The sequence below is a fragment of the Streptomyces sp. SM18 genome (assembly GCF_002910775.2).
GTDB lineage: Bacteria > Actinomycetota > Actinomycetes > Streptomycetales > Streptomycetaceae > Streptomyces > Streptomyces halstedii.
In genome coordinates, this window is sequence record NZ_CP029342.1 from 4,955,969 (window position 1) to 4,975,356 (window position 19,388).

The window sequence follows — 19,388 nt, forward strand, 5'->3', positions numbered from 1 at the left end:
TGGGCCGGACCATGAGCACGCGTACTCAGCTCCGGCGGGCGTACCGACTCAGTCGCGTCGGGTGCCGCCCGCCGCCGGTCGGCCGGCGACGGGGCGGGGCGCCGAGCTGACGGGGCGTGGTTTCCGGCCTGATCTCGATCAACCGTCCGTCGAATGACTGTTCATGCCGGTGACGTAACGTGAGCGCCATGACCATGCCGCCGCAGCCGCCCCAGGGCCCGTACGGGCCGCCCCCGCCGCAGCAGAACCCCTACGGGCAGCAGCCTCCCCCCGGCCCCTACCCGCAGCAGCCCCCGGCGGCGCCCTACGGCTACCCGCCGCAGCCGCCCCAGGGCCCGCCCGGACCGTGGGGGCAGCCGGGCGCGCCTGGCTACCCGCAGCCGCCGCGCAAGAGCCGGACCGGGCTGGTCCTGGGCATCGTCGCCGGTGGGCTCGTCCTCGTGATCGGCGGCGGCTTCGGCCTGTACAAGCTGATCGACGCCGGGGCGGACGCCGCCTTCCCCGAGGCCACGCACAGACTCGTCGTGGAGAAGACGGTGCTGGACGGTGAGTTCACCCTCGCCGAGGACATGTCGGACAGCAAGGGCAAGGAGATCGAGGACACCCCCGACGTGAGCGTCCGGGACGGCAAGGCGGTGGTCGCCCAGTACGGCTCCGAGGAGAACGGCGTCCTGGTCCTCTCCGGCATGTACGGGCGTCTGTCCAGCGCCTCGTTCATCCGCGGCAAGATCATGGAGGGGGCGGCCGAGGCGGACGGCGCCAAGCTGGTCGTGCCCGCCAAGGAGTTCAAGCCCGCGGGATACGGCATCACGGTGGAGTGCCAGGTCGTGCAGTCCACGGAGATGGGCATGACCGCCAACACCCCCATGTGCGCGTGGGGGGACGGCAACACCGCCGCCATGATCGCCGTGATCCGGCCGGACGACCTCGGCAAGGAGCCCGCGTCCCTGGACCTGGCGAAGGCCGCCGAGGAGACCGCGAAGGTCCGCTCCGAGATCCGCAAGCCCCTCGGCTGAAGCCGGAGCCGGAGCCGGAGCCGGAGCCGGTGGCGCGGCTCGGTGGTGGCTGGTGGCCTGGTGGCTGGGGCCCGGCCCCGGTCACCGGTCAGCCCGACTCCGCCAAGGCCGCCTCCATCACCGCTCGGGCGATCGGGGCCGCGCTGCCGCCCCCGCTGATGTCGGCCCGGTCCGCCGATGCGTCCTCCACGACCACGGCCACCGCGACCGCCGGACGGCCGGAGTCCGGATCCTGCGCCCAGGAGATGAACCAGGCGTACGGCGTACCGGTGTTGCCGACACCGTGCTGCGCCGTGCCCGTCTTGCCGCCGACCCGCACCCCGTCGATCGCCGCGTTCGTCCCGGTGCCGTTCTCCACGACGTCCACCATCATCCGCTGCACCTGCCGGGCCGTCTCCGGTTCCATCGCCCGGCGGTAGGAGTCCGAGCCCTGCCGCCGGACGGTGTCGCCGTCGTGGTCGGTGATCCGGTCCACCAGGTGCGGACGCCGCAACTCGCCGTCGTTGGCCACCGCCGCCGCCACCATCGCCATCTGGAGCGGGGTCGCCGTGGTGTCGAACTGGCCGATCGAGGACTGGGCGAGCTGGTCGTCGCTCATGTCGGTGTCGACGTTGGAGCGGGCCACCCGGAAGGGGATCGTCAGGTCGTCCTCGTTGAAACCGAACTTCTCGGCGGTCCTCACCAGGTCCTTCAGGCCCACCTCCACGCCCAGGTGGGCCATCACGGTGTTGCAGGACACCCGGATCGCCTCCGCCAGCGACGCCTTCTCGCAGCCCCGCGCCTCGTCCGGGAGCGTGGTCGAGGTACCCGGCAGCACATACGGGGACGGGGTGTCGGTCGCCGCCTCCGGATCGCTCACCACACCGGTGCCGAGCGCCGCCGCGGCCGTCACGATCTTGAACGTGGACCCCGGCGGATAGGTCTGCCGGACGGCCCGGTTGAGCATGGGCTGACTCGCGGCCCCGTTCAGCTCGGCCCACGCGCCGGTCACCGAGGAGCCCGTGCCGGAGAGCCGCTCGGGGTCGTACGACGGGGAGGAGACCAGCGCCAGGACCGCGCCGGTGGCCGGATCGAGCGCGGCGACCGCGCCGCGCCGGCCGGCCAGTCCCTCGTACCCGGCCCGCTGCACCGCGTCCCGGACGGTGGTGACGACGTCGCCGCCGGGCTGCCGGTCGCGGGTGAGGTCGTCCCACAGGGGGAGCGGCGCCAGCACCGAGGCGGTCCCGGACAGCACGGGGTCCTCGGCGTTCTCCAGCAGCGTCGTGCCGTACGTCTGCGAGGCGTACCCGGTCACCGGGGCGTACAGCGGGCCGTGCCGGTAGGTGCGTTCGTACGCGAGCTGTTCGTGGGTGTCCTTCGAACCCGTGACGGGCTCGTCGCCGACCACGATGTCGCCGCGCGGCTGGGAGTAACGGGCGATCGTGGTACGGCGGTTGGCGGGGTTGTTGTCGAGGGCGTCGGCCTCGAAGACCTGGACGCGGGCCGCGTTGGCCAGCAGGGCCACGAGCAGCAGCAGGCAGAAGGCGGCGGCCCGCCGGATGTAGCGGATCACCGTCCGGCCCCGTGACGGCGGCCGAGGTCCGGCGGGTCCTCCTCGACGATCGGCCCGATGACGCCCGTCTCCACCTGGCCCGGGTGCGGGGCGCGGGCCTCGGCGCTCACCCGGATCAGCAGGGCCACGATGATCCAGTTGGTGACGACGGACGAACCGCCCTGGGCCAGGAAGGGCATGGCCATGCCGGTCAGCGGGATCAGCCCCATCACCCCGCCCGCGATGACGAAGACCTGGAGCGCCAGGATCGAGGCCAGCCCGATCGACAGCAGCCGGCCGAAGGGGTCGCGCAGGGCGAGCCCCGCCCGGTAACCGCGGGCCACCAGCAGGGCGTACAGCAGGAAGATCGCGGTGAGCCCGGCCAGGCCGAGTTCCTCGCCCGCCGTCGCCAGGATGAAGTCGGACTTGGCCGCGAAGCCGATGAGGATCGAGTGTCCGAGCCCCAGTCCGGTGCCGAGCATGCCCCCGGCGGCGAACGCGAACAGCGACTGGGCGAGCTGGCTCGGGCCGTGGCCCGCGCTGATGCTCGCGTACGGATCCAGCCAGTCCTGCACCCTGCTGTGCACATGGGGTTCGAGCGAGCCCACGACGAACGCGCCCGCCGCCGCCAGCAGCAGGCCCACCGCGATCCAGCCGGTCCGCCCGGTGGCGACGTACAGCATGATCACGAAGAGGCCGAAGAAGAGCAGCGAGGTGCCCAGGTCGCGTTCCAGCACGAGGACACCGACACTGAGCAGCCAGATCGCGACGATCGGGCCGAGCACCCGGCCGGTGGGCAACTGGAGCCTCCAGACCGTTCGGCCGGCGTACGCCAGCGCGTTGCGGTTCGCCGCGAGGTAGGCGGCGAAGAACACGGCGAGCAGAATCTTGGCGAACTCGCCCGGCTGGAAGGAGAATCCGCCGACCCGGATCCAGATCTTGGCCCCGTTCACCGCGGGGAAGAAGATCGGCACGATCATCAGGACCAGCGCCGTCGCCACCGAGAGATACGCGTAGCGCTGGAGGAGGCGGTGGTCACGCAGCAGCACGACGACGGCGATGAAGAACGCGACCCCGAGGGTGGACCAGACCAGCTGGGTGGCCGCGGCCTGGTCCCGGGGGGTCTCCAGGTCGAGCCGGTAGATCAGCACCAGGCCCAGGCCGTTGAGCAGGACCGCGATCGGCAGCAGCAGCGGATCGGCGTACGGGGCGCGCAGCCGGACCGCGAGATGGGCGAGCAGGGCGAGGAGGCCGAGACCTGCGCCGTACCCGGCGACATCGGGGGGTACGGCGTTGTTCCTGGCGAGGCCGACGGCCGCGTAGCCGTAGACGGAGATGAGCACGGCCCCGATCAGGAGCGAGAGCTCGACCCCGCGCCGCTTGGGCAGGCGTAGCTCGGGCGGGCGCGCGTCCGCCGTCGTTGCGGTCATGCCCCGCAACGTAGCAAGAGGCGGGTGCTATTTCCCTTATGTCAGCCCCGCGCCCCCGGCCCCGCGCCCCGGCCTCCCCCCTGTGCCCTTGGCCCGTGCTTCCGGGCCCCGTGCGTTCAGCCCTGGTGGGGGCCGCCGCCTCCGGGCGCGTACCCGGGCTGCTGCCGCGGGGCGGTGCCGTACGGATTCCCGTCCTGCCCCGCGTGTGCCTGAGCCAGCAGCCGGTCGGCCTCCTCCGCGGGTATCTGCCGCTCGCCGCCGCAGAAGGTGCACTGCGTCGCGTACTTCGTGGAGAACGGGAAGAGCGGCACGAAGAACAGCGTGAACTTGGTGACCCGCTTGCGCAGTGCGTGCGCGGCGGGGTTGCCGCACCAGCCGCACACCATCGTCAGGACGGCCAACTGGTGGAGATAGCCCCGCGTACCAAAAATGATCATGATGTGGTTCCTTTTCCCCTGTCGGTCCCGAGAGCCCGCCGGCAGAGCGCCAGAAGCTTCTCGTCCTCATACGTGTCGTGACTGCCGTATCCGCCGTCCATCGCGTTGTGGCGGCGTACGGACAGGAGTTCGGCGCGCACGACCTGTGCGGCGTCCGCCCCCGCGCCGGGCAGACCCATCCGCGCCAGACAGTCCGCGACCCGGACCCTGACGTGGCGGTTCCTCTCCCAGGCCGCGAGGAGCACCGGGACGCTCTCCCCCGTCCGCCCGGAGATCTCCCACAGGGCGATCGCCGCGTCCACGCGCAGCCACAGCTCGTCATGGGCCAGCAGGGCGCGCAGCCGGGGTACCGCCACCGACGCCGCCCCGCCGAGCCGCCCCAGCGCGGCGGCGGCGGCCCGGCAGTCGTGCTCCCGCTCGGCCCGCAGCCCCTCCAGCAGCACGGGCAGCACCGCCTCGGCGTCCCCCTCGACCGACCAGAGGGCCTCGGCCGCCTCGGTCGCCGCCGCCGTGCCGGGCCGCCGGATCAGCGCCCGCAGCTCCGGCGCGGCACCACGGGCGGCCGGCCCGAACGCGTCGAGCGCCCGCAGCGCCGCCGTACGCAGCCACTCGCCCCGGTACTCCGGCGCCCCCCGCAGCACCCGCAGCACCTCGGGCGCGGCCTCGCCCGCCCGCAGCGCCGTCAGCCCGGCGAGCAGCGGAGCCGCCCGGTCGTACGCGCCCTCGTCCAGGCCCACTTCGCCCAGCCTCCGCCGGAGCGTCCCCGCGAGAGGGGCGGCCGCCTCGCCCAGATACCCGATGGCGAACCCCACGTCGTGCGGCACCTCCGGCTGCTCCAGGGCGGCCGCCAGCGCGGGCAGCACCCGCACGTCCCCCAGCCTGGCCAGCGCCTTGACCGCCGAACCCAGTCCGGGCGGCCCGCTCGCCCACTGCCGCACCCAGGCACCCGGCTCCGCCGCCACCCGGGCGGCCAGCGCGTCGGCGGCCGGCGCGGCCAGCGAGAACAGCTCCTCCAGCACATGCGAGGCGGCTTCCGAGAGGCGCGGCTCCGGATCGGTGAGCTGCGCCCCGACCAGCCGCACCAGCTCCTCGTACGAGCCGCGCCAGGCCCGTATCAGCCCGCTGCTCATCCGTACGGCGTCGATCCGCTGCCAGGGGTCGGGGCTGCGCAACTGGTCCGCCAGCAGTGCCGTGCGCTCCTCCACCCGGTCGTCCAGGCCCACGTGCAGCGTCCGCAGCAGATCGGCGGCCCAAGGGGCGCCGCGCCCCGCCGCCTCCTCGGCCGACAGCGCCCGCAACTGCCCCACCAGCGTCGGGGCGGCCGCCCGCTCCACCGGGCCCTCACCGGCGGACGCCTCGGGGCCGGCCCGCTCCGGCTCGGGCGGCCCGGAGCGCAGCTCCCGCAGCAGCCCCGACACCATCGCCACGACGTCGCCGGGCAGGGCGTCCGGCGCGCACCGGGCCAACTGGGCGAGAGCGGCGAGCCGCAGTCCGGGGGCGTACGCCTCGGCGGCGAGGCGGCTCAGCCAGTCGGCGGCCCGCCCGGCCAGCGGGCGGTGGCGCAGGGCCACCCGCCCCGCCGCCTCGGCCAGCGCGAGACGCACCTCCTCCACCGGCTCCACGGGCAGCCGCTCCCGCAGCAGGTCCAGGACGTGGACCGGCCGGCTGTGCAGGGTGGCGAGGGCCAGCGGCGCGGCGAGCCGTACCCCCGGGTCCTCGTCGGCGATCAGCTCGCAGAACACGCCCGCCCCGGCCGTGACCGCGGCCGCCGCCATCGCGTAGTTCGCGGCGCCCTCGATCTCGTCCTCGTCCATCTCGTCCTCGTCGTCCTCGTCGAGGTCGATGCCGCCGATGCTGGTCAGCAGCTCGACGACGCTGCCGCGGTCCTGGACGCCGGGATCGACGACCAGCTCGAAGAGGAAGGGGATGCAGGCCAGCGTGCACGCGTACACGTCGCCCTGGTGGTGGACCGCCCCGTACATCCCGTCCAGTGCGCTCTCCCGCGCCGCCGGATCGGGGGAGGCCAGGCCCCGCAGGAGTGCGGGCACGTCGTCCGCCGGCCCGTAGGCGTGCTCCATCGATGCCCAGTCGACCTCGTCGATCCCCGCGAACACGCCGTTCCCTCCCCGTGTCGTCCTCTGCACCGCGAACCCGGTGGGCCGTGTCCAAGAAGCAGCTCTGCGCAGAGTGTGCACCACGTCCCTGACAATCCACCCTCCACTTGCGGCCTTTACTGCCGTGTGCATGGCCAACTGTGAACAGGCCGTGACCTCCCGGTCCGTACCGCCCGCCCGCCCGCCGCCCGGCCCGAGGCTCCCGACGGCCGTCAGCCGCCCGGCAGGGGGCGGGCCTGGCGGGCGTCGGTCAGCGGCCCGAGGAGGTCGCCGTGGTGCTCCAGCCGCGCGGCCATGTCACCGGCGAGGAAGTCCAGCGCGGCGGGGTCCTCGCAGGCCCCGATCTCCTCCCAGGTGACGGGGGCGGACACGGTGGGACGGTCCTTGGCCCGCAGGGTGTACGGGGCGGCGGTCGTCTTGGCCGCGGCGTTCTGGCTGAAGTCCACGAACACCTTCCCCGGGCGCAGCGCACGCGTCATCCGGTGCACCACCAGATCGGGGAGCGCCTTCTGGGCCTCGACCGCCAGCGACCTGGCGTAGGCCGTCACGTCCTCGGAAGGGGCGGGTTCCAGCGGGACGAGCAGGTGGAGCCCCTTCGAGCCGGAGGTCTTCCCGTAGGCGGACAGGCCGTCGGCCGCCAGGCGCTCCCGCAGCCAGAGGGCCACCGCGCAGCACTCGACGATGCTCGCGGGCGCCCCGGGGTCCAGGTCGAACACCATCCGGTCCGCGACCGCCGGAGTCTGCCGCCGCCACTGATGGGTGTGGAACTCCACCACCAGGTTGGCCGCCCACATCAGCGCGGGCAGGTCCTGGACGAGCACCTGGCGGGCGTCCGGGTCGTCGCTGCGGGGCACCGGCGTGGTGCGCACCCAGTCGGGTGTACCGGGCGGCGGGTTCTTGGTGAAGAAGCGCAGTCCCTGCGGACCGTCGGGATAGCGCAAGAAGGACAGGGCCCGGTCGTGCAGATGGGCGAGCATCACGTCCGCCGCGGTGGCCGCGTAGTAGTGCAGCACCTCGCCCTTGGTGGTCCCGGTGGCCGGATACAGCACCTTGTCGAGATTGCTGAGGGCCAGGCGCCGCCCCTCCACCTCTGTGATCGGCGTCATACGATAAGAATCGCACGGAATCGCATCCAACCGGTGCAATCAGGTCGTCACGCGCGAGGAGTGAACGGTGAGGTCCATCTGGAACGGCGCCATCTCCTTCGGACTGGTCAGCATTCCCGTCAAGCTGATGAACGCCACGGAGAACCACTCGATCTCCTTCCGGCAGATCCATCTCGCCGACGGTGGCCGGATCCGCTACCGCAAGGTGTGCGAACTCGACGAGCGGGAGGTGAGCGCCGCCGACACCGGCAAGGGCTACCAGGACCCCGACGGCACGGTCGTCCCCATCACCGACGAGGACCTCGCCTCGCTGCCGCTGCCCACCGCCAAGACGATCGAGATCGAGGGCTTCGTGCCCGCCTCCGCCGTCGATCCACTCCAACTGGACTCGGCGTACTACCTCGCGGCCAACGGCGTACCGGCCGGCAAGCCGTACGCGCTGCTGCGGGAGGCGCTGCGGCGGAGCGAGAAGGTCGCTGTCGCCAAGTACGCCCTGCGCGGCCGGGAACGGCTCGGGATGCTCCGCGTGGTGGACGACGTGATCGCCCTGCACGGCCTGTTCTGGCCCGACGAGATCCGTGGCCCGGAGGGGGTCGCACCGGACACGGACGTCCGGATCCGGGACGCCGAACTGGACCTGGCGGACGCCCTGATGAACACCCTGGGCGAGGCCGACCTGGACACCCTCCACGACGACTACCGCGAGGCGGTCGAGGAACTCGTCGCGGCGAAGGCGGCGGGGGAGCCGGTGGAACCGGAGGGCGAGGAGGAGCCCGGCGGGGGCAAGGTCATCGACCTGATGGCGGCGCTGGAGAACAGCGTGCGCGCGGCGCGAGGATCGCAGGGGCAGGACGACGGCGAGGTGGCGGACGTCCACCCCATCGAGTCCGGCAGGGCGTCGTCCGAGCGGGGCGGTGGCGGCGGAAAGGAGAAGGCCGGGGGAGCGGCGGCCGAGGGGCGGAGCGCGAAGGGAACGGAGTCGAAGAAGAAGGCGTCCGACGACGCCGGGGGATCGGCCGCGCAGAGGAAGGCGTCAGACGCCCGGGAACCGGCCGCGAAGAAGAAGGCGGCGGCGAAGAAGTCCTCCTCCGGCGCGACCACGGAGAAGAAGTCCCCGACGACGCGCTCCGCCGCCGAGAAGTCACCGTCCAAGAAGTCCGCGTCCGAGAAGTCCCCGGCCAAGAAGGCGTCAGCCGGGAAATCCTCCGCCCGGAAGTCCACCGCGAGCGCGTCCTCGGCGAAGACGGCGGCGAAGAAGAAGACGGCGAAGAAGAAGACGGCGGCGGAGAAGTCGTCCTCGGGCACCCGCCGCGACGCGTCGGGGACCTCCTCCCGGTCCGCCCGCACACGCACCTCGGCCTGACCTCTGGGCCGCAGGGCACCGGCCCCGTGGCCGAACAGCCCTCTTCCTGCGGTGTCATGGGCTCCCCTTACGCTACGGGGCATGAGCACAGGCGCTGACCCGTCCGCACGGGTGATCGACGGTCGCTTCACGCTGGTCAGACGACTCGGCAGCGGAGGCATGGGCATGGTCTGGCGCGCCCGTGACGAGGCGCTCCACCGCGACGTCGCCCTCAAGGAGGTCCGGCCGCCGGACCCCGCCCTCGCGGAGCACGACCCCGAGTCGGCGCGCACCCTGCGCGCCCGGGTCCTGCGCGAGGCCCGCGCCCTGGCCCGGCTGGACCACCCCAACGTGGTCACCATCCACCACATCGTGGACCCGGGGGAGACCGGCTACCCCTGGATCGTCATGGAGCTGGTGGAGGGCTCCTCGCTCCAGGAACGGCTGGCCGAGGGCCCCATGTCGCCCGCCGAGGCGGCGGAGTTGGGCCGTGGCGTCCTCTCGGCGCTCCGGGCAGCCCACGCGGCGGGAATCCACCACCGTGACGTGAAACCGGCCAACGTGCTGCTGCGGACCGACGGACGCCCCGTCCTGACCGACTTCGGTATCGCCGCGATCCGCGAGTCCACCAGCCTGACCGCCACCGGGGCGCTCATCGGTTCGCCCGACTACATAGCCCCCGAGCGCATCCGGGGCACCGAGGGCGATCCCTCGTCCGACCTCTGGTCGCTCGGCATGCTGCTGTACGTCGCCGTCGAGGGCCACCACCCGCTCCGCCGGGCCAGCACCCTCGCCACCCTCGCGGCCGTCCTGGACGAACAGGTGCCCCCGCCGGTACGCGCCGGCGCGCTCGCCCCCGTACTGGACGCGCTGCTGACCCGGGACACCGCCGCACGGCCGGACGCCGAGACGCTGGACCGCATGCTGGCCGCCGTGACGGCCTCCGCCGACGTCTCCGCGCCCGCGCCGCCCGCGGGTTCGCCCGACACCCTCCGCCTCTCGGGAGGCCGCCCGCAGGCGCCGTCCGGGTCCGCCCCACGGCCCCCGGCGGCCGGCCCGGTCCCGGCGCCACCCGGTGCCGGTCCCCACCACGCCCCCTGGTCCCCGCCCCCGTCCGGAGCACCGACCGCTCCGGACCACGGACGCGAGGACGACCGGGAAGCCCGGCTGCGGCGCCGGATACACATGATCACCGCCGCCGCCTCGCTCACCGGCACCCTCGTGACCGCCGGTGTCCTGCTGTTCCTGTACTGGCCGCAGTCCCCGGACGACGACAAGGACGCCGACCGGCCGACGGTCACCGCGAGTTCCCCGTCCGACGACCGCGGTGCGGCGCCCTCACCCCGCGCGGACGCCACGCCCGTCGAGGACACCCAGGAGCGCGCGGTGGACCTCCTGACCCCGGACGGGGCGCGTCAGGTGGTCAAGGGCCTCGAAAAGGTGATGGGCGGTACCCGGGTCACCGACTTCACGCTGTACGGGGAACACGCCTCGGCCGACGCGCCGTTGGCGACCAACCCCAAGCTGTACGACCGCTACACCTACCGCGAGGGCCGCGCCGAACGCGATAACGCCGGCGGCACGCTCTCCGCGAGCGACACCCCCGTCGACCTGGAGAAGGTCGACTGGGACAAGCTGCCGTCCCTCCTCGCGGACGCGGAGAAATCCCTCAACATCCCCGACCCGGACAGCCGTTACCTGATCGTGGACCCGTCGTCCCCCTTCCACGGCGACCGGCCCGTGCTGCGGGTGTACGTCTCCGACGACTACGGCGGCGCCTTCCTCACCGCCGAGCTGAACGGAAAGATCATCGAGCGGAACCCCCGCGACGCCGGCTGACCGGTGCCGAAGGCCCGCTCACCGGCGCACGGCGTCCAGCGTCCCGGATCCTGACCGTTCACACGGCGTGCCGCGCCCCCGCGCAGTAGAGTGCGGGATGCCGTGACTGGCGCGTGCCCCGCGGGGTACTCCGTGGAAGCGACCACGAGGGAGCGGCACACCCCGGGCACCGTCCCGGGGCGTCATCGCCGGAAGGCCGTCCGCCTGGGCCGTCCGGGTCCATGTCGCCTCCGTGCGACCGACCCGGGAGGATCCCCGTGTCCGTACAGCCGTCCGAAGACCGCCGTCCCGCCCTGTCCGTGGCCGACCCGGAACTTGCCGCACTGGTGAACGCCGAGGAGCGGCTCCAGGCCGACACACTGCGCCTGATCCCCAGTGAGAACTACGTGTCCGCCGCCGTGCTGGAGGCGTCCGGGACGGTTCTCCAGAACAAGTACTCCGAGGGCTATCCCGGCCGCCGGTACTACGAAGGCCAGCAGGTCATCGACCAGGTGGAGACGCTCGCCGCCGAGCGGGCCCGGGACCTGTTCGGCATGGAGCACGCCAACGTGCAGCCGTACTCCGGCTCACCGGCCAACCTCGCCGTCTACCTGGCGTTCCTTGAGCCGGGCGACACCGTCCTGGGGATGTCCCTGCCGATGGGCGGCCACCTCACCCACGGCTGGGGCGTCTCGGCGACCGGTACATGGTTCCGGGGGGTGCGGTACGGGGTACGGCGCGACACCGGGCGCGTCGATCTGGACGAGGTGCGCGACCTGGCGCGCGCCGAACGCCCCAAGGTGATCTTCTGCGGAGGCACCGCGGTGCCCCGGGTCATCGACTTCGCCGGGTTCGCGGACATCGCCCGTGAGGTCGGCGCGATCCTGGTCGCCGACGTGGCCCATATCGCCGGGCTGATCGCCGGAGGCGCGCACCCGTCACCGTCCGGCCACGCGGACGTCGTGTCCACCACCACCCACAAGACCCTGCGCGGCCCGCGCGGAGCGATGCTCCTCTCCCGGGCGGAGCACGCCAAGGCCATCGACCGGGCGGTCTTCCCCGGCCTCCAGGGCGGCCCGCACAACCAGACCACGGCCGCCATCGCGGTCGCCCTGAAGGAGGCCGCCACACCGGAGTTCGGCGCGTACGCCCATCAGGTCGTCGCCAACGCCCGTGCCCTGGGGGAGGAGATGGCGGCACGCGGCTTCGACCTGGTCTCCGGGGGCACGGACAACCACCTGCTGCTGGCCGACCTCACGGGGAAGGACGTACCGGGCAAGGTCGCGGCCAAGGCGCTCGACCGGGCGGGGATCGTCGTCAACTACAACGCGGTTCCCTACGACCCGCGCAAGCCGTTCGACCCGTCCGGCATCCGCGTCGGCACCCCCGCCCTGACGTCCCGGGGCGTGCCGACCTCCGAGATGGGCACCGTCGCACAGTGGATCGATCTTGTGGTCGACGCCGCCCGTACAGGTGACGAAACCACGGTTTCCAAGGTCAGGGGCGAGGTGAAGGCGATGATGGACGCCTATCCGGCGCCGGGCCTCCCCCTGGTCTGACCGGGCCGCCGGAGCAGTCCGGGGCGCACGGAGCCCGGACCGCTCCGGAACGCCGGGTCCTCGACCCCGCGCGCCCGCTCTGCGCCCTGTCCGGTTGTCGAACTGCCGTACAGGGTGGAGACAAACGGGGGAGCGAGGAAGTCGGAGAGGCGGAAACGGCGAACACGAGGGGGCACGATGCACGATCTGAAGGTCACGTCATGGCAGCTCTTCGGGCATGACCGGCTGTATGTGAACCTGCCCGACGGCACCGCGATCGGCTGGGCCGACCTGGGCAGCGGCACGATCACCGTCCTGCACCCGCGCTACCGTGACGCCGTCACGGACGCGCTCGCCCGTCAGGTCCCGGACATGCCGGTCCTCGGCGAGGTGGACCCTCCGGACCCCCTGATGCCCCCGACGCCCCCTTCGGCCCCCCGGATCCCGCCGCTGCGGCGGATGCGGATGCGGAAGGGCGCGGAGGCGGGGGAGCGCGGGGGTGCACCGGAGCGGGGCCGGGAGGACGTCCCGCCCCCGGCCCACACCCCGCGCGTCCCGGAACAGGCACGGCCACCCAGCCAGGAGCGAGAACCGGTCACGGCCTCCCCGGGCGAGCGCGAGGGGCGCCGCCCGCCCCAGGAGCGGGCGGCCGGGGACGAGCGGTCCCGGGAGCCCGCCCGGAAGGCCGCGCCCACCCGCGAACCCGGGCCCGGACCGGAGCCCGGATCCTGGTCCGAACCGGCGCCGGGGTCCGTACCCGAACCGGCGCCGGGGTCCGTACCCGAGCCGGGGGCCCGGCCCGAACCGGCGTCCGGGTCCCGGCCCGAGCCCCTGTCACCCGCCTCCGCGTCCCCCGAGCCCATGACGCCCGAGCCCACGGCGCCGGGGCGGCGGCCGGAGCTGCCCGCGCTCACCCCCGCCACCGACCTCTCGACCCGCCGCCCCGGCACCGCGTTGCGGGTGCAGCTCGGTGAGTCCGGTGCCGGCACGCTCGTACGGGCGGCCACCGGGGCGCTCCGCCGGCAGAAGGAGCCGGACCCCCGGCGTACCGCGCTGTCCGGGGAGCGCCGGGTCGGGGCCGAGCTGAAGCGGCTGACCCGGCACGGCTGGCGGGTCCTGCACTCCGTACCCCTGTCGGACGGTACGGAGATCGGGCATCTGCTCATCGGCCCGGGAGGGGTGTTCGCCGTGCACGCGGAGCACCACCCCCAGGCCTCGGTACGGATCGACGACGGCACCGTGCGGTTCGGTGACGGCGAGCCCCAGCCGTACGCCCTGGACGACCGGTTCGGGGCCGGGCGGGCGCGGAGGGTGCTGGAGGCGTACTGCACCTTCGCGGTGCCGGTCGGGACCGTACTGGTGTTCACCGGCGTCACCGCGCTCGACGTGGTCACGACCCCGCCGGACGTACGGGTCCTGAAGGAGCGTCAGGTGTCGTCCCTGGCACCGCTGAGCGGGGCGCTGACCCCCACCCAGGTGGAGCGTGTCTACGACGTGGCGCGCAACCAGGAGGCATGGGCGGGCGCCTGACGCCCACGGTGGCGGCACCCGGAGGGTCCCGGGTGCCGCCACCGGTCGTTCAACGGTCCGATCCGGCTACCCGGCCCGGCCGTTCACGTGGCGAGACTGGTGTGCAGGAAGTCGAGGATCTCCTTGCGCGCGGCCTCCGCCTGTGGCGCCACCCCAGGCATGCTGAGGAAGGCGTGCGTCGCCTCCGGGAACTCGGTGAGCTGGGTCGGCGTCCCGGCCGTGCGCAGCCGCTCGGCGTAACCGCGGCCCTGGTCGGCCACCGGATCGTGTGTCGGTACCACCACGAGCGTCGGGGGCAGCCCGTGCAGATCGGCGTAGAGCGGTGACAGCGCGCGGGAGTCGGCGCCCGGCGGGACGGCGAAGCGGTGGAACAGTTCGAGCTGCGGCATGCTGAGCGTGGGGGTGTGGGAGTACTCGACGGCCGAGGGGTGGTCGAGCATCGTCTCGGTCAGGTCCACGGCCGGGTTCACCAACACCTGTGCGGCGAGCGGCAGATCGGCCTCCCTGGCCCGGACCGCCGCCAGGGCGGTGATCAACGCGCCGCAGCTCTCACCGAAGACGGCGACACGCGTCGGGCTGATGCCCCACTCCGCGGCGTTCCGCACCAGGTGGTCCAGTACGTCCCAGCCGTCGTCGACGGCCGCCGACAGCGGGTGGTCCGGGCCGACGAGGCGGTGCTCGACCGAGACGACGACCGCGGGCAGCCGGGCGGCGAGGTGGCTGTTGACCCAGTCGCTCTGCACCGCCGTGCCCACGAACCCGCCGCCGTGCACATGGACCACGAGCGGCAGACCGGCTCCGGTGCCCGGGGTCCCGGACGAGGGCCGGTACACCCGGACGGGTAAACGGCGGCCGGGCAGTTCCATTTCCTGCCACTCGATCGTGACACCGTCCTCGGGCATTCCGGTGATCGCCCGCGCCTCGGGCGCCGCCCTCCGGCGGTTCTCCGCGTCCCGGAAGGCGAAGATCTCCTCGTCCGTCAGCGCGTTCCAGTCCGGTTCGCCCGCCGGGGCCTGTCCCTGGGACCGGGCGTCGGCCGGGCGCGACCGCGCACCGGTGGTCTCGCTCATGATCGTGCTCCCTTCGCCGTGGGCCTGTGTGCGGAAGGCGTCAGACCCAGCGGTCCCTCTCCCGGATCGGTACGGGTGACGACGAACGACAGCGCGTCGCCCGGGAGGCGGTCGGCCCGCTCCGGACGTGCGCACGGTTCGGCACGGTTTCTGTTCATGACGGCCACGCTAGAGACCTGTTTCGGTATCGCAAAGAGCGCCACCTTCCACCGCATGTCGGAAATCGGACACGTTATCGAGTGCGCACTCATCGGATGTTTCCCCCGCCCTCGGGTGCCGGGCCGCCTCGGCGTGTCCGCCGGGTGCGCCCGCCGACTGGGCCGCCCGTGGCGCACTCACGGCCGATGCCCTGGCCCGGAGGTGGAGGTTCCGTCCGGTCGGCCACGCGGGCGCCGTGAACCGGAGCGGCGTGGCGTGTCGCGTACGGGCACTCTCGGCCACGGCCCGGGCGGGCGAAGTCGTAGGTGAACGGAGTGTTTCGGGAACGGCCGTTCGAGGCTGCCGTCCCGTTGACCCTCGTAGGGTGAGACAACGGCGGTCTGATGGACGCCCCGGACGGAGAGGACCCCTGTGCACCCGCCCATGGCCGAGATCCCCGGCGGCACCGTGGACCTCCGCGACGACCGCCGCGGCACCCGCTGGCGGACCGAGCTGGCACCCTTCCTGATCGGCCGTCACCCCGTGACCGCCGGGCTGCACCGCGAGGTCACCGGGGAGACCGCCGCCGCGGCGGACGCCGCGCCCCTGACGAACATCAGCTGGTTCGACGCCGTCGAGCTGTGCAACCGGGTCTCGGCCCGGTCCGGGCTGTCTCCGGCCTACCACCACGACCCCGCGACCGGGGACGTGGTCTGGGACGAGGAGTGCGACGGCTACCGGCTGCCCACCGAGGCGGAGTGGCAGTACGCCTGCCGGGCGGGCACGGCCGGCTACCGGTACGGCGAGATCGACGCCATCGCCTGGTACGACGGGAACTCGGGCGGCCGGGCCCACGAGGTCGGGGCCAAGGACCCCAACCCGTGGGGGCTGTACGACATGCTGGGCAATGTCTGGGAGTGGTGCTGGGACCTCTACGACGAGGAGGTCTACGGCTCGTACCGCATCTTCAGGGGCGGTGGCTGGGCCGAGTCGGAGCGCGGCTGCGGCGCCACGGTCCGGCGCCGCAGCCACCCCACCTTCGCCATCGACGACCTGGGCCTCCGGCTGGCCCGGAGTGTGCGCCGATAGGTCTTCCGGGGATTGGTCCAGACCCATGGACATCGCGCTATTGACGTGGACCTGACCGTGAGTATGGTCTAGACCTACGGTGAGTCCTCGGTCGTCACCCCGCGACCCGAGGTGCGCGCGGAGGCGTGATGCGCCCTCGCGCCGCTGACCGCGCACACGCTTTCCGGTACGCCCGCGGCTCGGCGGGGCGCGCGGGGCACCGGAGGTGCGGGTACCCCGGCCGCTGTCGCACGCCTCCGGCGGCGGTCTCCACAGCGAAGGAGTTGACATGAACACGAAGCGACGGCTGGCCGCCGTGATCGGCGTGGGCATCGCCCCTCTGGTCGCGGTATGCCTCCCGGCCGCCACGGCCAGTGCGCACGGTTACGTCTCCACGCCCCCGAGCCGTCAGGCGCAGTGCGCCGCGGGTACCGTCGACTGCGGTTCCATCAAGTACGAGCCGCAGAGCGTCGAGGGACCCAAGGGGCTGCGCAGCTGTAGCGGCGGCAACGCGGGATTCGCCGAACTCGACGACGACAGCAAGAACTGGAAGGCCACCCCGGTCAGCAGCTCGACCACCTTCACCTGGAAGCTGACGGCCCGTCACTCCACGAGCACCTGGCAGTACTTCGTCGGTGGCCAGACCGTGGCGGAGTTCAACGACAACGGCGCGCAGCCCGGCGCGACCGTCACCCACCAGGTGAACTTCGGCGGCCTCAGCGGCCGGCAGAAGGTCCTCGCCGTCTGGAACATCGCCGACACCCCCAACGCGTTCTACGCCTGCATCGACGTCCAGATCGGCGGTGGCGGCGGGAACGGCGGCGGTGGCGGCGAGGAGAACCCGGGCGACTGCGCCGCCTCGGCCTGGAGCGCGGGAGCGGTCTACAACGGCGGGGACACCGTCTCCTGGAAGAACCACACCTGGCGTGCCAAGTGGTGGGCCCAGGGCGAGGAGCCCGGCACCACCGGTGAGTGGGGCGTCTGGGAGGACCTCGGCGCCTGCGCGGCGTAACGCCCGCGGACCGTACCGGTGCACCGGTCGCCCTCGGTGCGCCGGTACACCCGTGGGGCGCCCGTGCGCGGGTACGCCCGTGTGGCGTCCGTGCGTGGGTACGCCCGTGTGGCCCGGAACGCGGCCGTCCAGGTCAGGTCTTCGTCAGCGCGCCGCCCTTGTGCATCGCGATGTGGCCGGTCCGGTCGCTCTTGATCTCGTACTGCGGGTCGTCGGGGCCGCAGTGCCGTGTGCGGCCCTTGAACTCCACGTCCTCGGTGTGGACCCGGGTGATCCGGCCCTCCACATGGCCCGCCTCGGAGTTCCAGCGCACATGGTCTCCGACCGAGAAGGTGCTGGTCATCGGTTCGCCTTCCGTCACGGCAGGTGCTTCGGACCCTTCCAGTGTCGCGTCCCGGGCGTTGTTCGCATGTCGTCGGCGGCCGGGGACCGCGGCCGGTGCATCATGTCCGGACGACGCGGTGGCGAGGGCGTGCGGAGGGAACCCCCATGCGCGAGATCTGGACGATCGGGCACTGGACGTGCCCGGAGGACATGTTCATCGGCCGCCTCGACGACCAGCGCATCGATCTGCTGGCCGACGTCCGGGCCCATCCCGGCTCGCGCCGGAGCCCGCAGTTCCTCGGCGAGGCGATGCGCGGATGGCTGGAGCGGGCCGGGATCGACTACGTGTACCTGGAGGAGCTGGGCGGCCGGCGGCGCGCACAGGACGTGGATCCCGCCCTCAACGCGGGCTGGCGCAACGCGAGCTTCAAGAACTACGCCGACTACACCCTGCTTCCCGCCTACGAGCACGGCATCGCCCGCCTCACCGCCCTCGCGGAGCACCACCGCGTCGCCGTGATGTGCGGGGAGCCGATGCCGTGGCGCTGCCACCGCCTGCTGATCGCGAACACCCTGACCGCCCGTGGCTGGACGGTCCGGCACATCATGGACAGCGGTGAGCCGCGCGTCCACGAACTGGGCGCCTGGGGCGCCGCGTCACGGGTCGACGAGCACGGACGGGTCACCTACCCGGCGCCGTGAGGAACGCCGTTCTGACCGTGGGCGGCGGCACGGCGGGCTCGTCCCCGGCGTGTCGCGGCCGTCCCCCGTGTGCGGACCGACCGCTGTGGTGCGGACCGACCGCTGTGGTGCGGGCCGTCCGGGGGCTACCCCCACCCTGCCCAGGCGCATCAGACATACCACTGATCGGCGCGGTAGCCGGATGCCCTCGGAGCCGCGTCCGGCGAAGGATGGTGCGGGTCCGCATCCGCTCGCACCATCAGTTCCCGAGGATCACTCATGGCACGCATCCACGCTCCTGGCCACCGCGCGCACCGCGCCCACCGCGCATTCGCGGCCCTCGCCCTGCTGGCCGTTTCCGCCGGTTCCGTCACGGCCTGCGGTGGTGGCGGATCCGCGCACCGGGAGCCGGCGCCGTCGGCCTCCGCCTCGGCGGTCCCGGGGGCGCACAGGACGGCCGAGCCGGAGCTGCACATGATCGACAACGACGGTCACCGCCTCGCGTTCCACGTCACCGAGGGGCACGGCCCGGCCATCGTCCTGGACGCGGGCGGCGGCGAGGACTCGTCCTACTGGAAGGACATCGTTCCCGGGCTGCACGCGGCCACCGGGGCCACGATCATCACGTATGACCGGCCAGGTCTCGGCAAGAGCGAGGCCGTCCCCGGAGCGTGGGACGTGCGGAGCGCCGTCAGCGACCTGGGGACGGGACTCCGGAAGCTGGGCGTGACCCAGGACGTGGTCCTGGTGTCCCACTCGCAGGCCGGTGAGATCGCGACCTACTTCACGAAGGAGAACCCGGAACTGGTGTCCGGCTCGGTCCTCGTCGACGCCAGCCTGCCCCCGCTGTACACGGACGAGGAGATAGCCCGTCTCGTCGCCGCCAACCAGCCGGCGGTGGACGCCGCGAAGAAGGACCCCTCCCAGCCGCGGAACAGCCAGCTGATCTCCGTGGCGGAGAGCTACGTCCCGATGCACAAGGCCTATCACCAGGTCTCCTGGCCCGACGCCGTCCCGGCCACCGTCATCGTGTCGGAGAAGACCCCGTTCGACGGATCGCCCGAGGACGCCCAGCTCTGGCGCGATGCCGCCGCCTCGTTCGTCGGGCAGGGGCCGGACCGGACGCTCGTCACCGCGAAGGGCAGCTCGCACGACGTCCCGAAGGACCGGCCCGCCCTCGTGATCGAGGAGATCGGGAAGATGGCGGCCGCGCGGGGCTGAGGACCCTCGCGG

16 protein-coding genes are annotated in these 19,388 nt (G+C 73.0%); 9 read left to right on the forward strand and 7 right to left on the reverse strand.

The window, feature by feature from the left end; genetic code table 11:
- Positions 1-188: 188 nt before the first annotated feature.
- The gene (locus tag B9S64_RS22565) at positions 189-1,016 is read left to right on the forward strand and encodes a hypothetical protein (RefSeq protein WP_103489384.1); all 828 of its coding nucleotides are present in this window, start codon (positions 189-191) and stop codon (positions 1,014-1,016) included.
- 88 nt (positions 1,017-1,104) lie between these two features.
- Here B9S64_RS22565 and B9S64_RS22570 read toward each other — a convergent pair whose 3' ends face one another.
- The 5 genes from B9S64_RS22570 to ligD all read right to left on the reverse strand — a co-directional run bounded on the left by B9S64_RS22570 (position 1,105) and on the right by ligD (position 7,634).
- Positions 1,105-2,568: a penicillin-binding transpeptidase domain-containing protein gene (locus tag B9S64_RS22570; protein WP_103489383.1), complete on the reverse strand. Its 1,464-nt coding sequence runs from the start codon at positions 2,566-2,568 to the stop codon at positions 1,105-1,107.
- Positions 2,565-3,977, reverse strand: coding sequence for an FtsW/RodA/SpoVE family cell cycle protein (locus B9S64_RS22575; protein ID WP_103489382.1), 1,413 nt, complete (start codon positions 3,975-3,977; stop codon positions 2,565-2,567). Before B9S64_RS22575 ends, B9S64_RS22570 begins: the two co-directional genes overlap by 4 nt.
- A gap of 116 nt (positions 3,978-4,093) precedes the next feature.
- Positions 4,094-4,414, reverse strand: a complete 321-nt coding sequence (locus B9S64_RS22580) for a zinc-ribbon domain-containing protein (protein WP_103489381.1) — start codon at positions 4,412-4,414, stop codon at positions 4,094-4,096.
- A complete protein-coding gene (locus tag B9S64_RS22585) occupies positions 4,411-6,528 on the reverse strand; it encodes a PBS lyase (protein ID WP_109492099.1) in 2,118 nt (705 codons plus the stop codon). Before B9S64_RS22585 ends, B9S64_RS22580 begins: the two co-directional genes overlap by 4 nt.
- A gap of 212 nt (positions 6,529-6,740) precedes the next feature.
- Positions 6,741-7,634: a non-homologous end-joining DNA ligase gene (gene ligD, locus B9S64_RS22590; protein ID WP_103490372.1), complete on the reverse strand. Its 894-nt coding sequence runs from the start codon at positions 7,632-7,634 to the stop codon at positions 6,741-6,743.
- 67 nt (positions 7,635-7,701) lie between these two features.
- Between ligD and B9S64_RS22595 the strand changes: the two genes are divergently transcribed.
- From B9S64_RS22595 to B9S64_RS22610, 4 genes are all read left to right on the forward strand, one after another.
- A complete protein-coding gene (locus tag B9S64_RS22595) occupies positions 7,702-8,997 on the forward strand; it encodes a Ku protein (protein WP_103490373.1) in 1,296 nt (431 codons plus the stop codon).
- 81 nt (positions 8,998-9,078) lie between these two features.
- Positions 9,079-10,815, forward strand: a complete 1,737-nt coding sequence (locus tag B9S64_RS22600; RefSeq protein ID WP_103490374.1) for a serine/threonine-protein kinase — start codon at positions 9,079-9,081, stop codon at positions 10,813-10,815.
- A gap of 221 nt (positions 10,816-11,036) precedes the next feature.
- Positions 11,037-12,353, forward strand: a complete 1,317-nt coding sequence (gene glyA, locus B9S64_RS22605; RefSeq protein ID WP_374936053.1) for a serine hydroxymethyltransferase — start codon at positions 11,037-11,039, stop codon at positions 12,351-12,353.
- 177 nt (positions 12,354-12,530) lie between these two features.
- Entirely contained in the window at positions 12,531-13,862 is a 1,332-nt protein-coding gene (locus B9S64_RS22610) for an NERD domain-containing protein (protein ID WP_103490376.1), read from the forward strand.
- An 83-nt stretch (positions 13,863-13,945) separates the two neighbouring features.
- Here B9S64_RS22610 and B9S64_RS22615 read toward each other — a convergent pair whose 3' ends face one another.
- On the reverse strand, positions 13,946-14,932 hold the full coding sequence (locus tag B9S64_RS22615; RefSeq protein ID WP_103490377.1) for an alpha/beta hydrolase: 987 nt from the start codon (positions 14,930-14,932) through the stop codon (positions 13,946-13,948).
- A gap of 582 nt (positions 14,933-15,514) precedes the next feature.
- Here B9S64_RS22615 and B9S64_RS22620 point away from each other — a divergent pair.
- Together B9S64_RS22620 and B9S64_RS22625 are read left to right on the forward strand one after the other, a co-directional pair.
- Complete coding sequence (locus tag B9S64_RS22620) at positions 15,515-16,159, forward strand: SUMF1/EgtB/PvdO family nonheme iron enzyme (protein ID WP_103490378.1); 645 nt, start codon at positions 15,515-15,517, stop codon at positions 16,157-16,159.
- Between the two features lie 268 nt (positions 16,160-16,427).
- On the forward strand, positions 16,428-17,150 hold the full coding sequence (locus B9S64_RS22625) for a lytic polysaccharide monooxygenase (protein WP_103490379.1): 723 nt from the start codon (positions 16,428-16,430) through the stop codon (positions 17,148-17,150).
- Positions 17,151-17,283: 133 nt separating this feature from the next.
- On the opposite strand, the gene B9S64_RS22630 is transcribed toward B9S64_RS22625, so the two are convergent.
- Positions 17,284-17,493 (reverse strand): DUF2945 domain-containing protein, encoded by a 210-nt coding sequence (locus tag B9S64_RS22630; protein ID WP_103490380.1) that lies wholly within the window; start codon positions 17,491-17,493, stop codon positions 17,284-17,286.
- A 146-nt stretch (positions 17,494-17,639) separates the two neighbouring features.
- On the opposite strand from B9S64_RS22630, the gene B9S64_RS22635 reads away from it, so the two are divergent.
- Positions 17,640-18,176, forward strand: coding sequence for a DUF488 family protein (locus B9S64_RS22635; RefSeq protein WP_103490381.1), 537 nt, complete (start codon positions 17,640-17,642; stop codon positions 18,174-18,176).
- A gap of 258 nt (positions 18,177-18,434) precedes the next feature.
- Positions 18,435-19,376: an alpha/beta fold hydrolase gene (locus B9S64_RS22640; protein ID WP_103490382.1), complete on the forward strand. Its 942-nt coding sequence runs from the start codon at positions 18,435-18,437 to the stop codon at positions 19,374-19,376.
- Positions 19,377-19,388 lie beyond the last annotated feature (12 nt).

Coding starts and splice junctions, on each gene's coding strand:
- B9S64_RS22635 (WP_103490381.1), top strand. CDS start 17,640: ATGCGCGAGATCTGGACGATCGGGCACTGGACGTGCCCGGAGGACATG.
- glyA (WP_374936053.1), top strand. CDS start 11,037: ATGTCGCCTCCGTGCGACCGACCCGGGAGGATCCCCGTGTCCGTACAG.
- B9S64_RS22565 (WP_103489384.1), top strand. CDS start 189: ATGACCATGCCGCCGCAGCCGCCCCAGGGCCCGTACGGGCCGCCCCCG.
- ligD (WP_103490372.1), bottom strand. CDS start 7,634: ATGACGCCGATCACAGAGGTGGAGGGGCGGCGCCTGGCCCTCAGCAAT.
- B9S64_RS22610 (WP_103490376.1), top strand. CDS start 12,531: ATGCACGATCTGAAGGTCACGTCATGGCAGCTCTTCGGGCATGACCGG.
- B9S64_RS22620 (WP_103490378.1), top strand. CDS start 15,515: ATGGCCGAGATCCCCGGCGGCACCGTGGACCTCCGCGACGACCGCCGC.
- B9S64_RS22630 (WP_103490380.1), bottom strand. CDS start 17,493: ATGACCAGCACCTTCTCGGTCGGAGACCATGTGCGCTGGAACTCCGAG.
- B9S64_RS22640 (WP_103490382.1), top strand. CDS start 18,435: ATGGCACGCATCCACGCTCCTGGCCACCGCGCGCACCGCGCCCACCGC.
- B9S64_RS22600 (WP_103490374.1), top strand. CDS start 9,079: ATGAGCACAGGCGCTGACCCGTCCGCACGGGTGATCGACGGTCGCTTC.
- B9S64_RS22580 (WP_103489381.1), bottom strand. CDS start 4,414: ATGATCATTTTTGGTACGCGGGGCTATCTCCACCAGTTGGCCGTCCTG.
- B9S64_RS22575 (WP_103489382.1), bottom strand. CDS start 3,977: ATGACCGCAACGACGGCGGACGCGCGCCCGCCCGAGCTACGCCTGCCC.
- B9S64_RS22615 (WP_103490377.1), bottom strand. CDS start 14,932: ATGAGCGAGACCACCGGTGCGCGGTCGCGCCCGGCCGACGCCCGGTCC.
- B9S64_RS22625 (WP_103490379.1), top strand. CDS start 16,428: ATGAACACGAAGCGACGGCTGGCCGCCGTGATCGGCGTGGGCATCGCC.